Raw genomic sequence first — 12,973 nt, 5'->3', positions numbered from 1 at the left:
AAATCCAAAGAAGAATGTTAGCGTGCTTGGCATTCACCTGCGCCGAGAGCCCTCCTCCCATGAAAAAGACCGTCCTCGCCTTCAGCCGCGTCACTCCCGAAATGGTCGAACGCCTCAAGCAAGACTTCGACGTTATCGTGCCAAACCCGAAAAACGGCGACATCAACGCCCAATTCAACGAAGCCCTGCCCCACGCGCATGGCCTGATTGGCGTCGGTCGCAAACTCGGTCGCGCACAGTTGGAAAACGCCGCCAAACTGGAAGTCGTCTCCAGCGTCTCGGTCGGCTACGACAACTACGACGTCGCCTACTTCAACGAACGCGGGATCATGCTCACCAACACCCCCGACGTCCTCACCGAAAGCACCGCCGACCTGGCCTTCGCCCTGCTCATGAGCAGCGCCCGCCGCGTCGCCGAACTGGACGCCTGGACCAAGGCCGGCCAATGGCAAGCCACCGTCGGGGCGCCATTGTTCGGCTGCGATGTGCACGGCAAAACCCTGGGCATCGTCGGCATGGGCAACATCGGTGCGGCCATCGCCCGTCGCGGGCGTCTGGGCTTCAACATGCCGATCCTCTACAGCGGCAACAGCCGCAAGACCGAGCTGGAGCAAGAACTCGGCGCGCAGTTCCGCAGCCTTGATCAACTGCTGGCCGAAGCCGATTTTGTCTGCCTGGTCGTGCCACTCAGCGAAAAAACCAAGCACCTGATCAGCCACCGCGAACTGGCACTGATGAAACCAAGCGCCATCCTGATCAACATCGCCCGCGGTCCGGTCGTGGATGAACCCGCATTGATCGAGGCGCTGCAAAACAACCAGATTCGTGGCGCGGGGCTGGATGTCTACGAGAAAGAACCGCTGGCCGAGTCGCCGTTGTTCCAGCTGAAAAACGCTGTGACGTTACCGCACATCGGCTCCGCCACCCATGAAACCCGCGAGGCCATGGCCAACCGAGCCCTGGCCAACCTGCGCAGCGCTTTGTTGGGTGAGCGGCCGCAAGACCTGGTGAACCCGCAAGTGTGGAAAGGCTGATTAAAACGGGCAGACGTTTTTAAACGTCTGCCCGTTGGGTTACACAACTTGCAATTCAGTCCATCCACTTAAAATAGTTAAGCACTATAAACTCCCCCACTACTTATCCGACCAACGGAAAGCAGTGACGGAGAACACCAACCTTGAACAACCTTACAACTGACAAACTTATCAGATACATCAAAATCCTGCTAATGACCTATATAGGATTTTTTGGCCTACTGGTGATGTACAGCAACTTTACCGACTACGCCTCAAACTATGTATACGTCGGCCATGTCCTGAGCATGGACACCACCCGGGAAAACCTGAGCCTGAGCTACAGGGCAATCACCTCGCCCATGCTTCACCACCGAATTTACTGGTTAATTATTACTCTGGAAGTCACCTATACGGCCTATTGCCTGGTAGGTGCCTATCATCTTTATCGACACATAAATGCTTCCGCCGATGATTTCCATGAAGCTAAAAAGTATTCACTCATTGGCTTGATTATCGGAATTTTTGTCTATTACGTCTGCCTGCAAGTTATTGGCGTCGAATGGTTCAACATGGATACATCACAAGTATGGAACGCCAAGGACTGGGCCCGGCATATTGTTGACTTTATATTCCCATTGCTGATATTCGTCGCCCTCAGGACCGAGCGTTGAGAGACCTCAGCGCTCGACCCAAATCTTCAAGCGAGTTTGCCGTTCCCCTGCACCATCGGCGCTTTGGGTTTACGAAACACCAGCACATTTCCCAGCATCACCAACACCAGTCCCACCAATGCCGGCTCGGTCCATTGATAGCCTTCGGCAAATACCGAGACATTCAGTGCCACCACCGGGAACAGTACAGTGCAATAAGCCGCCCGCTCCGGTCCCATCCGCCCGACCAGCGTCAGGTAAGCAGTGAAGCCGATCACCGAGCCGGGAATCACCAGATACAGCAGCGAACCGATGTAGCGCGCGTTCCATTCCATGTCGAACGGGATGCCTTTGATCAGGCACCACACCGACAACATCGCCGCGCCATAGGCCATGCCCCAGGCGTTGGTGGTCAGTGGTTTCAGGCCGGCCTTCTGCTGCAAACTCGACAGCATGTTGCCGGCCGAGAAACACAGGGTGCCAAGCAATGCCAGGCCCAGCCCGAGCAAGGTTTGCGGGCTCGCGGTGTGGCCCGCCACCTCAGGCCAGAACAACAGGCCAAGCCCGAACAAGCCCAGCGCACCGCCCATCAGCACATTGCGAGCGACTTTCTGACCGAAGAACACGCGTGCATTGAGTGCGTTCCACAACGTGGCGGTAGAAAACACCACCGCGACCAGACCACTGGGTATCCACTGGCTGGCAGTCAGAAAACACATGAAATTGATGCAGAACAGGCACAACCCCTGCGCCAGACAGATCAGGTGCCCGCGACGGTTCATCACTTGCAGGCGGCGACTCAGCAGCAGCATCACGAACAGCACCAACGCTGCGAGGCCGAAGCGATAGACGATCGACACCGGAATCGCCACCACGCCCAATTGCCATTTCAAGGCAATCCAGGTGGTGCCCCAGATCAGCACGGTCAGCAGATACAACGAAAGGTTCATGGCAAAGACTCCTGAATAGGCCTTCAGTGTCCTGCGCCAAGGCCTTTCGCACTTGCATAAACCTGCGCTTTTGTCGGGCCACAGGCTGGCAGCCGAACGGCTACGGAGTAGAATGCAAGGCGTTGGAGAGAACCGATCATGCCCGCACTGGAAACCCTGCAAGTCTTTCAAGCCCTTAACCGCTCGCCCAATGCTCGCCTGGAGCACAGCGCCGAGCTCGGTGACGGCATGGCTGCAGCCTTGTGGAGCAACCATCACGACGCCCAGGATTACGAAGCGCCGAGCCATCACACCTTGTCCTGCTACATCGCCGGCGGCACCGGGACCTTTCGCCGCGACCAGCCCGGCACCAAGGGCGGCCCCGACAAGCTGTGCATCCTGCCGGCCGAGCATCAATCGGGCTGGGTGATCAACGGCGATATTCGCCTGGCCCATGTGTATTTCAGCCCCGAACAATTTGCCCTCGGCTGCGTTACGTTGCTGGACCGCGAACCTCGCGAGCTGCAGTTGCGCGAAGCCACTTTTCTGGACGACCCGGCGCAAGCCCGGCGCTTTCGGCAAATGCTCACACTCAACTGGGACGAGCCCGGCGAACGCGTGCTCACCAGCAGCCTGGCCCATGAAATGCTCAGCCACGTATTGCTCGGCCAGGTCGGGATGCGTGAGGGCTTGCGGCTGAAAGGCGGATTGGCTGCGCATCAGCGACGGCAGTTGGTGGAGTTCATCGACAACCAATTGGCCGAGGCCATCAGCCTGGGACAATTGGCGGCGTTGTGCGCGCTGTCGGAGTATCACTTTGCGCGGATGTTTCGAGAGAGCTTTGGGTTGCCGCCGCATCAGTACGTGCTGTCGCGACGACTGAGCCGGGCACGGGAGTTGTTGCGTTCGACGTCGCAGCCGTTGGGGGATATTGCACTGGCGTGTGGGTTTGCCAGTGCGAGTCATTTCACCAATCGGTTTCGGCAGGCATTGGGCGGAACGCCTGGAGAGTATCGGCAGGCGTTTTTGCGGTAGGCCTGAGATTTTCGGTGTCTGGGATGCAGCCTTCGCGAGCAAGCCCGCTCCCACATTTGATCGCATTCCCATGATAGAACTCGGTCAAATGTGGGAGCGGGCTTGCTCGCGAAGAACGATGACGCGGTCTGCGATCAGAACTCCAACGTGCTGGACAACGAAATCTGCCGCGAATCCCCCATCGACACAAAGAACCGGCTCGCCGCCGAGGTGTAGTAGGTGCGGTCAAACAGGTTCTTCACGTTGAGCTGGAATTTGACCTTCTGCCCCTCGACTTTGGTGTCGTAAGTGGCGAATGCATCAGCCACGGTGTAGCTCGGCAAGTCGAAATCGTTCACGGCGTTACCCGCTCGCTCGCCGACATAACGCGCACCCGCGCCAACCCGCAACTGATCACCACCGACGATGGTGCCAAAGTCATAAACCGCCGACAGCGAGCCGCTATTCTTCGCTACGTTTTGCAGTTTTTTGCCTTTGTAGATCGGGTCTTCGGTGACTTCGGCATCGGTGTAGGCATAGCTGCCGATCATGCTCCAGCGATCACTCAGCTGACCGCTCAGGTCCACTTCCAGACCACGGGAACGCACTTCACCGGCGGCGCTGTAGATCGTCACGGGTCCTTCGGAGTTGGCCACCAGCACGTTGCGTTTCTTGATGTCGAACAGCGCGACGTTACCGGTGACGCGGCCCGGCATGTCGAGCTTGGCGCCGATTTCCCAGGACTTGGCTTCTTCCGGCGCGACGCTGCCGTCAAGCACGGTGCTGCTGCCGCTCAACGGCGCGATGGTCGAGTTGGGTTTGAATGACTCGGTGTAGCTGCCGTAGAACGACAGTTCATCGGTGTAGCGATACACCAGGCCGGCGCGAGGCACCCATTTCTGGCCGTTGCTGTCGGTGTTGGCCTGGAACGGTACACCTTTGCCGGCGTACTGGTCGTATTCCTGGAAGCGTGCACCAGCGACGAAAATCCATTGATCGGTCAGGTGAATCGAGTCCTGCAAAAACAACGAATCGCTGCGCAGTTCATCGGTCTGCGCACTGTCGGCCGGGCTGACCGTGGTGCCGGCGACTTCGCGGCCGTATACCGGGTTGACGTAGCTGAAGGTGCTCAAGCTTTTCTGACGGATCAGGTCTTCGCGGTAGATCTTGCGGTACTCGTCATCGACGCCGAACACCAGGTCGTGCTTCATTCCCGCGAGCTGGACATTGCCTTCAAGACTGGCGGTGGTGAAGCGGTCGGTGCTGATCGCGTTCTGAGTGCCGTCCATGCTGCGAGTCAGGGTGCCTTTCTTGGTGTCGATGGCGGTGATGCGCACCTGGCTGGCGTCGTAGGTTTCGCGGTTCCAGCTGTAGCCGAAGTGGGCTTTCCAGTTGTCGCTGAGCTCGTGATCGGCCTCGAAGTGATAGAGGTCCGAGCGGCCTTCCATGTTGTTGAACGGCTCGTCGAGACGACGCTCGCGAGAGATGTCCAGCGGATGATTGTCACGCGGGTCGATGATCGTGCCACGGTCGAACGGGGTCAGAAACTCGCGGTGTTCGTAGGCGAACAGCAGCTTGGTGCTTTCGCCGAACCAGGCCAGTGACGGTGCTACCAATGTCTCGCGGTGAGTACCGAAGTTGCGCCAGTAATCTTCGTCTTCGTGGTCCAGGACCATGCGATAGGCCAACCCGGATTCGCCGAGCGCACCCATGCTGTCGAGACCGCCACCGCTGCCGTTTTTGCCGTCGCCGTAAGTCGAGCCGCGCACGGTCAATGCGTTGTACTGCTCAAGCTCGGGCTTTTTGCTGACCATGTTCACCACACCGCCCGGGTCTTGAATGCCATAAAGAAGCGAGGCCGGGCCCTTGAGCACTTCGACCCGGTCCACGGTCGCATTCATGCCTCGGCCCTGCACGAGCGGCATACCGTCGCGCATGATCGAGCCGTTGCGGTTGTCGCCGAAGCCGCGAGTCATCACCGAGTCCTGAGTGCTCGCCAGTGTGTTGCCTTGAGTAATGCCGCTGACGTTGGCCAAGGCGTCATCCAGATTGCGCGGTGCCTGATCGCGCATGACCTGAGCCGGAATCACGTTAACGGTCTGGGGGATTTCCTGAAGCAAGGCCGATGAGCGCATCACCGAACTGGTGGGTGGTGGCTGATAGCTCATGGATTGATCGGCCACCGAGGTGATGGTGGTCGCGCCCAGGTTCAAGGCACCCTCGGTAAGCAACGGCTCCAGCCCCCATGTGTGGGCGTCGGTGCGACGGAAGGTGAACCCCGAACCGCTGAGCAAACGCTGCATTGCCTGTTCGGCGCTCAACTGACCATTGATCGCTGGGGCGGTTAGACCGTACGGCGCCTCATCGGTGTAGATGACGCTGATGCCGGTGATCCGGCTGAAGTCGCTCAAGGCCTGGGGCAGCGGTTTGGCGGCCATCGCGAAGCTGAACTGCGCATTCTGTCGGGCACTGCCGGCCTCAGCCGCCACCGCCATACTCAACGGCAGCAATGCCAACGCCGAAAAGCTCAAGGCACACGTACCCAACCATTGTTTGACCGAACCCGATTTTGCCCTGGACTTCATTGCTCATGACCTGTGTAGAACCACAACGGAATGCGAATGACTCGCAGTTTCAGTCACTACACGAATGGGGCTTGGGTTTACCTCACCAAAATTTTGAAAATAATTTTATCGGGATTATGTATTGCTTGACTGGACGCCTTCGCGAGCAAGCCCGCTCCCACATTTAATTGCATTCCCTCTGAAGGAACTCGGTCGAATGTGGGAGCGGGCTTGCTCGCGAAAGGGCCGGTAGCCTTACCGCAAAATAATCAGATGCCCCAGAACCTTGTGTTGCTCAAACCCCAACACCCCTTGCAACGAACTCAGCACCGCCTGCGGATCCTTGCTCGGAAAGCTGCCGCTGATCCGCCGCGCCGCGAGTTCATCGTTGAGCAGCACAATCCGTCCCGGGTAATAACGCCCCAGGTCCTCCACCACATCAGCGAGCGTCGCCTTGTAGTAATTGAGCCATCCCTGACGCCACGCCAATTGCGCTTCGCTGTCTACCGCGTGGAGTGTTTCCGCCGAACCCTCGCCATAGGCCACTTGCTGGCCAGCGGTGAGGATTTGTTGCGCGGCGTGCTTGTCCGCCGTCACACCAACCCGCCCGGACAACACCGTGACCTGCGCGCCATGGGGTTGCAGGCGTACTTCGAATTGAGTCCCCAGCACCCGCGCCTGACCCTTTTCAGCGTCCACCACAAACGGCTCGCCGGTGTGGGTCACGCTGAAAAATCCGGCGCCGCGCCGCAGCTGAACGTGCCGCTCACCACGACTGAAATCCACCGCAATCGCGCTGTCAGCATCAAGCGTGACTTGCGACTGATCCGCCAGCGTGACGGTGCGAGTTTCCCCCGGCGCCGACACATAGTCCGCGCCCAGATCATCGACCCAGCGCGACGGTTGCCAGCCAGCACCGAAGCCGATCATCAGCACCAGGCACGCCGCCATCGCCAACGCCCCGGACCAACGCCGAACGCTGGTACGGCGCGAGCAATTCATGGCGTTGAGGTAACCCTGCAAGGCAAACGCGTCTTCATCGGCCAACGTTCGGGCCGGTGTTTCGGTCAACTCCCACACCACTTGCGCCTGGGCGTAAGCCTCGGCATGGGCAGGGTCGGCCTGTAGCCAATGGCTGAAGGTGGCCTGATCGCCGCTGCTGGGCTGATCATGCAACAGACTCAGCCAGGCGAAGGCCGCCTGTTCCTGAGCAGGCGTCGGGGTGACGCGTTCGGTGTTGTTCACAGTGCTTTCCCTGGCGTGCGCAGTTCGGGTTCCCGCAGGCTGGCCTTGCAAGCCTCGAGGGCGCGCATCATATGTTTTTCCACGGCGCTTTGGGACAAACCCATGGCCTTCGCGATCTCGGCGTATTTGCGCCCGTGAATACGGTTGAGCAAAAAAATCTGCCGCGTGCGCTCAGGCAGCGCGCGCAACGCCGCTTCGACGTGACGCAAGTCGTTGCCCGCCTCCAATGCCGCTTGCGGTTCGCTGCCGTGGCTGTCCGGTTGGTCCGGCATCCAACCCTCGTTGACCCGCACCCGCGTGCCTTCGCTGCGCAAATGGTCGATGGCGATGTTGCCGGCGCAGCGCAACAGGTAAGTGCTGAGCTCTTCGACCTGCACCAACGGCCGACGCCAGAAACGCAGGAACAAGTCCTGCACCAGGTCCGCGGCCGTCGCCCGACACCCGACTCGGCGGCTCACCAGCGCTTCCATTTTCAAACGCTGGGAAAGGAACACCTGCAGGAAATGCGCACGCGCACCGTGATGTTCATCGTCATGGGATTCCGGTGGACGGGTGATCATCAGGTCAGCCCTTTGCAAACACGGCGACGGGGCTGGCGAGCAGACTCAAACCGGCCAACACCAAGGCCAGGCGCGGGCGATACGGCATCAACAACACCAGCAGCAAAGCGCTGAGCATCAACACCGCAAACCACTCCACCAATCCAAGTCCCCAGCCCGTCGACGACACTGCGGCCCACAGCGATAACGCTAGCAACAGCCAGCCACTGAGCTTCATCCCTTGGCGGCGACGGGCCGAGGGCTTGCGCCCCAACAGTTCGGCGTGATGCCGATCCATCGATAAACAGAGCGCGGTGAAACCGCCGTAGCACAGCAACCAGGCCAGGAACATTTAGTGCGCCTCTTGCTCAAGCATTATCGATTTCGCCCGCGGTCGGGTGACGATTCCAGGCTGCCCCGCGCGCTGCATTTTCCACGCAGCCCACGCGAAAAACAGACCACTGCCCAGGCACGTCAGATCGAAACCGGCCATGGCCCAATCGCCCTGAATCAGGGTGACGCCCAAGTGATAAGGCGTAGTCAGCGCGTTCAGCAGCGGCAGCGCACAGAACAGCAACGCCGCCAGCGCCAACTGTTCGACCCACGCTGCACGACCACGGCGGACCATGGCGTGCAACACACTCAAGCCCCAGACGATGAAGAAACCGTTCACTTCCCAATCCGCCCGCTCCGCCATTGCGACCGGCAACAATCGATTGGCCCAGAAGAACGCCGCCACCGCGACCATCAACCCCGACATGCTGGCGATGTTCAGGACTTCCACCAGTCGCAACTCAAACGGCATCACACCGCTCTTTGCATGTTTGAGCTGACGTTTGCCGAGCCAGATCACCAGCCCGGTACCGATCATCACAGTGCCCGCCAAACCACACATGAAGTACAGCCAGCGCAACACCGGACCGGCGAAATGGCCCATGTGCAAGCCATAGAAACTGCCGGCAATCGCCATGGGTAGTGCTTGCTTCGGCGTCGTGCTGAGTAGCTGCCCGGTCACGCCGTTGAATGTCAACGCGCTGCCGAAGTCGTGGACCACTCGATCGGCACCGTCACGCGCAAGAACGACCGAGGCATTCGCATCGCCCGGATTGTTCACCGTCAGCCGTCCGGCCCGCCCGCCCGACCATTGCTCGCTGGCCCGTTCCAGCAGCGGTGCCAACGGTGCCAACTGACCCGGTGTACCGGCAAGTTCGGGGATACTAGAAGCAGGAAACACCTCATCGTAAAACGTATCGAAGTCACTGCCATAAGAGGCGACGATGCTCGCCGGCATCACCATCGACATGAAAATCACCAGGCTGCTGTAAGTGATCATCAAATGAAACGGCAACACCAAAACGCCCACCACGTTGTGCCCGTCGAGCCAAGAGCGCTGGCCCTTGCGCGGGCGGAAGGTGAAGAAGTCCTTGAAGATTTTCTTGTGGGTGATGATCCCGCTGATCAGCGCGACGAACATCACCATCGCTGCGAGGGTCGACAGCCAGCGACCCCACGGATAGGGCATTTTCAACTGAAAGTGGAAGCGGTAAAAGAACTCGCCACCGCGTGTGTCCCGGCCCTGCACTTCTGCGCCTGTTTGCGGATCGAGGCGTTTTTCGGTGAATTGACCGCGCGTGCCGGGCCTGGCCGGTGCTTGCTGCCACCTCACCGACAGCCCGGGTTCGCGAGCATCCGGCAAATCGATAAGCCATCGCGAGGCACCCGCGGCGTGCTGCTCAAGGTAGTGCTGGGCCAGGGTCAAACTGGCTTCGGAGGACACTGCACGGGCGGGAGTTTCCGGCTGCATCCAGTGGCTGATCTCATCCTTGAAATACGCGAGCGTGCCGGTCAGGAAAATCGCGAACAGCAGCCAGCCGAAGATCAACCCAGCCCAGGTGTGCAGCCAGGCCATGGCCTGTCGAAAGCCCTCTTTCATGAGAGGCCCATCCAGTACGCCAGCCCCGACACCGCCGCCAAAACCACGCTCGGCACGATCAATCCCAACCAGGCTTGCCACGCACTGCGACAGGCAAAGCACCAGAGTACGGCGACCAGATACACCAGAAACGAGGTCATCATCCCGGTGACCACCGCTTCGCCGCGAGCCATGGGCAGCCACATCGTCAGGCTGACACTGGCCAATGCCGCAACGAGGTATCCCCCCAACACGGCGGCCAGCACTCGGGAAGTGACGGCCAGTCGGTAGGAAACGGGGAGCGCGGTGATTTTGCCTTTCATGTTTCGACCTTGAAACGGGTGAAGCCTCGTGAAGGTCACGGAGCCAACAAGGCCGTAATATTAATGATAAATATTCTCATATGCAAAAGAGTCCGATGAGATCGTCGATACAGTCGATTGCCGGATACGGGCACCCACCACTACAATGCGAACAATTCTTGTTCTCTAACGTATCCGAATGCGCTCGGAGTGGTCCCGTTGCAGCCAGCCAATACCGTCGAAGTCCTCTATCACGCCCATCACAACTGGCTCACCGGTTGGTTGCGGCGCAAGCTTGGCTGCCCGGACAGTGCGGCGGACCTGGCCCAAGACACCTTCATTAAAGTGCTGACTGCACGGGAAACGCAGCAGATCATCGAGCCGCGCGCCTTCCTCACGACGATCGCCAAGCGCGTGCTGTTCAATCATTACCGCCGTCAGGATCTGGAGCGCGCCTACCTCGACGCGTTGGCGCAGATGCCGGAAGTCGTGGCGCCGTCAGAGGAAGAACGGGCAATCATCCTGCAAACCCTGATGGAGTTGGACCGGTTGCTCGATGGCCTGCCGCGCCTGGTCAAGCGCGCGTTTCTGCTGGCGCAGGTCGATGGCCTGACTTATCCACAGATTGCCGCCGAGTTGGGGATTTCCATCGCCACGGTCAAACGTCATCTGAACAAAGCGGCCATGCGCTGCTACTTCGCCCTATGAACAACTCAATAAACTCTCCACCGGACTTTTCATCCCAAGTCGCCGAACAGGCGGTGCATTGGTTGATGGAAATGCAGCAAGGGCCGTTGACCCCGCGCCAGCAACTCGCCTGGCAGCGATGGCACGATGCGCACAGTGAACATCAACGGGCCTGGGAACATATTCAGCGGGTCAATCAACGCTTGCGTGGTTTGACCTCGCCACTGGCTCACGCCGCCCTCAACGCGCCGAAATCCGCCAGCCGTCGTCAGGCGCTGAAGCTGCTGCTGATTCTCGGTGCCGGTTGCGCAGTCACGTGGGGGATGCGCGAGCACAACCCACTGATCCCGTTACTGGCCGATTACCGCAGCCCGATCGGCCAGCGACGCAAGGTGCCGCTCGGTGATGGCAATCAGTTACAGCTCAATACCGCCAGCTCCGTGGATGTGCGCGTTGAAGGTCAACAACGCCTGATCCAGTTGCTCGAAGGCGAGATGCTGCTCACTGCTGCCCAAGCGTTTGAGGTTCGTACCGCCCAAGGCCTGTTGAAGACTCAAGGCGCGCATATGAACGTGCGGCAGTTTGCCGATCACACCCAGGTTGCGGTGTTCGAAGGCAGCGTTGAACTGACGCCCGACGGTCATTCACCGCTGATACTACAAAGCGCTCGACAGTTGAGCTTTGGCGCAAAAGGCATGGGAAATGCTCTGCCCTTGGACGTCAACAGCGGCGCCTGGGTCGACGGCATGCTGGTGGCCGCGCACATGCGCCTCGGCGATTTCCTCGACGAACTCGGTCGCTATCGCCGCGGGCAACTCAATTGCGATGCGAAGGTCGCGGATTTGCTGATCTCCGGGACGTATCCACTGGATGACAGCGAACGGATTCTTGACCTGCTGGAAATCAGCTTGCCGGTGAAAGTGAAGCGCTTTACCCGGTATTGGGTGACGGTTGAGGCAAAGGTTTAAAAGCCGGATCAAAAGATCGCAGCCTTCGGCAACTCCTACATGGATCGGCGTTCACCTGTAGATACTCTGTTCACGGTCAAGCTTTCGCGAGATGTTTTTCGCTAAAAAGCTTGGCCGTATTAAATTCTTCTCCGGAGCGCATGCATGCCCATAACCCGGTTAGGTATTTGCGCATGACCGCACCGATGGCCTGCATTTTCTTCTTGCCGCGCGCTACCAGAGCCTCGTAGAAGGCCTTCACATTCTCATCACAACGAATTGCCGTCATCGCCGGCATGAACATCGCTGCGCGCAAGTAAGCATTACCGCATTTGGACATTCGCCCTGGTCGGTTCACGCTGGTGCCTGACTGGGTCAACCTGACATCCAGGCCTGCATAGCGGCTTACCTGCGCCGATTTAAGCGTTACCGGAAGGGTCGTCAGCTCAGCCAGTGCGGCGATGGCTGAGGCTTCTCCAACGCCGGGGGCCGCCATCATGCAGCGAAACTGCAAACTCAGATCCGGGCATTTGGCGATGGCATCACGTGCGGCTTTCTTCAAGCGATCAATCCGTGTGTCCAGCCCTGCAATCGCCTCTTTCTCATCCTCGATCAGCAGCTCCACACTCGTTTCTGTCGCTTGTAGCGCGTGTAATTCGTTTTTGGCTCGTGTTCGATGACCAATCAGCCGATTGATATGGCGGCCAATCGCACGCAGCGTCATTTGATCGGCAGTAGGCGCAACCCAAAGCCTGGGAGTCATGCGCTCGCCATATTCAGCCAGCAATTGAGCGTCTATCTGGTCAGTTTTGCTGTTTTGCAGCATCAATTTTGCAAAATTGTGGAAGCTTTTGGGGTTGATCACCGAGACCGGCAGGCCGGCGGCGTGCAACTCCAATGCAAGATCCAGGTAGTAAATGCCGGTGGCCTCCATGACCACGCTCAGCGGTTTGAGACCCAACATTTTTGTCACGGCAGCCTTACGTCCTTTGGGCGTGTGCTGAATATCCCACTGGCCTGATGTTCTACCGCTCTGCCGCCATCCCATGACAGACGTGCGCGCACCAATGTCTATGCCGACATGAGTATTCATGCTTTTCACTTCCCTGACTTTCGGTAAGATTGCTCCTGGTTCCCCCGACCTCGAACTTCATGCCACTGCAACCTT

13 protein-coding genes are annotated in these 12,973 nt (G+C 59.0%); 5 read left to right on the top strand and 8 right to left on the bottom strand.

The features are described from left to right. The first annotated feature begins 59 nt into the window (after window positions 1-59). Together ACMXYH_RS05805 and ACMXYH_RS05800 are read left to right on the top strand one after the other, a co-directional pair. Window positions 60-1,034, top strand: a complete 975-nt coding sequence (locus ACMXYH_RS05805) for a 2-hydroxyacid dehydrogenase (protein WP_415766571.1) — start codon at window positions 60-62, stop codon at window positions 1,032-1,034. Window positions 1,035-1,177: 143 nt separating this feature from the next. Then, window positions 1,178-1,687, top strand: coding sequence for a DUF2165 family protein (locus ACMXYH_RS05800; protein WP_415766570.1), 510 nt, complete (start codon window positions 1,178-1,180; stop codon window positions 1,685-1,687). 26 nt (window positions 1,688-1,713) lie between these two features. Here the strand turns inward: ACMXYH_RS05800 and ACMXYH_RS05795 are convergent, their stop codons facing one another. Beyond that, window positions 1,714-2,616, bottom strand: coding sequence for a DMT family transporter (locus tag ACMXYH_RS05795; RefSeq protein ID WP_415766569.1), 903 nt, complete (start codon window positions 2,614-2,616; stop codon window positions 1,714-1,716). A 138-nt stretch (window positions 2,617-2,754) separates the two neighbouring features. Here ACMXYH_RS05795 and ACMXYH_RS05790 point away from each other — a divergent pair, with 138 nt between their 5' ends. After that, window positions 2,755-3,630 (top strand): AraC family transcriptional regulator, encoded by an 876-nt coding sequence (locus ACMXYH_RS05790; protein WP_134421957.1) that lies wholly within the window; start codon window positions 2,755-2,757, stop codon window positions 3,628-3,630. 134 nt (window positions 3,631-3,764) lie between these two features. Here ACMXYH_RS05790 and ACMXYH_RS05785 read toward each other — a convergent pair whose 3' ends face one another. The 6 genes from ACMXYH_RS05785 to ACMXYH_RS05760 form a co-directional block, all read right to left on the bottom strand. Next, window positions 3,765-6,194 carry a TonB-dependent siderophore receptor gene (locus ACMXYH_RS05785; protein ID WP_415766568.1) on the bottom strand — a complete coding sequence of 810 codons (2,430 nt, stop codon included), beginning with the start codon at window positions 6,192-6,194 and terminating at the stop codon, window positions 3,765-3,767. Between the two features lie 234 nt (window positions 6,195-6,428). Next, a complete protein-coding gene (locus ACMXYH_RS05780) occupies window positions 6,429-7,418 on the bottom strand; it encodes a FecR family protein (RefSeq protein ID WP_415766567.1) in 990 nt (329 codons plus the stop codon). Then, complete coding sequence (locus ACMXYH_RS05775) at window positions 7,415-7,978, bottom strand: RNA polymerase sigma factor (RefSeq protein WP_415766566.1); 564 nt, start codon at window positions 7,976-7,978, stop codon at window positions 7,415-7,417. The genes ACMXYH_RS05780 and ACMXYH_RS05775 overlap by 4 nt, the downstream gene beginning before the upstream one ends. Window positions 7,979-7,982: 4 nt before the next feature. Next, window positions 7,983-8,309, bottom strand: a complete 327-nt coding sequence (locus ACMXYH_RS05770; RefSeq protein WP_129438341.1) for a DUF3325 domain-containing protein — start codon at window positions 8,307-8,309, stop codon at window positions 7,983-7,985. Then, window positions 8,310-9,890, bottom strand: a complete 1,581-nt coding sequence (locus tag ACMXYH_RS05765; RefSeq protein WP_415766565.1) for a PepSY-associated TM helix domain-containing protein — start codon at window positions 9,888-9,890, stop codon at window positions 8,310-8,312. It abuts the gene before it with no gap. Next, the gene (locus tag ACMXYH_RS05760; protein WP_415766564.1) at window positions 9,887-10,192 is read right to left on the bottom strand and encodes a DUF3649 domain-containing protein; all 306 of its coding nucleotides are present in this window, start codon (window positions 10,190-10,192) and stop codon (window positions 9,887-9,889) included. Before ACMXYH_RS05760 ends, ACMXYH_RS05765 begins: the two co-directional genes overlap by 4 nt. 198 nt (window positions 10,193-10,390) lie before the next feature. On the opposite strand from ACMXYH_RS05760, the gene ACMXYH_RS05755 reads away from it, so the two are divergent. Further along, a complete protein-coding gene (locus ACMXYH_RS05755) occupies window positions 10,391-10,879 on the top strand; it encodes a sigma-70 family RNA polymerase sigma factor (RefSeq protein ID WP_415766563.1) in 489 nt (162 codons plus the stop codon). Window positions 10,880-10,887: 8 nt separating this feature from the next. Next, window positions 10,888-11,826, top strand: coding sequence for a FecR domain-containing protein (locus ACMXYH_RS05750; RefSeq protein ID WP_415767657.1), 939 nt, complete (start codon window positions 10,888-10,890; stop codon window positions 11,824-11,826). Window positions 11,827-11,902: 76 nt separating this feature from the next. On the opposite strand, the gene ACMXYH_RS05745 is transcribed toward ACMXYH_RS05750, so the two are convergent. Next, on the bottom strand, window positions 11,903-12,898 hold the full coding sequence (locus ACMXYH_RS05745; RefSeq protein ID WP_415765780.1) for an IS110 family transposase: 996 nt from the start codon (window positions 12,896-12,898) through the stop codon (window positions 11,903-11,905). Window positions 12,899-12,973 lie beyond the last annotated feature (75 nt).

Source organism: Pseudomonas frigoris, from assembly GCF_047758635.1.
In the GTDB taxonomy this organism is placed as follows: domain Bacteria; phylum Pseudomonadota; class Gammaproteobacteria; order Pseudomonadales; family Pseudomonadaceae; genus Aquipseudomonas; species Aquipseudomonas frigoris.
Note: the sequence above shows the minus strand (reverse complement) of the source record. Positions and strands in the feature narration are given on the sequence as shown.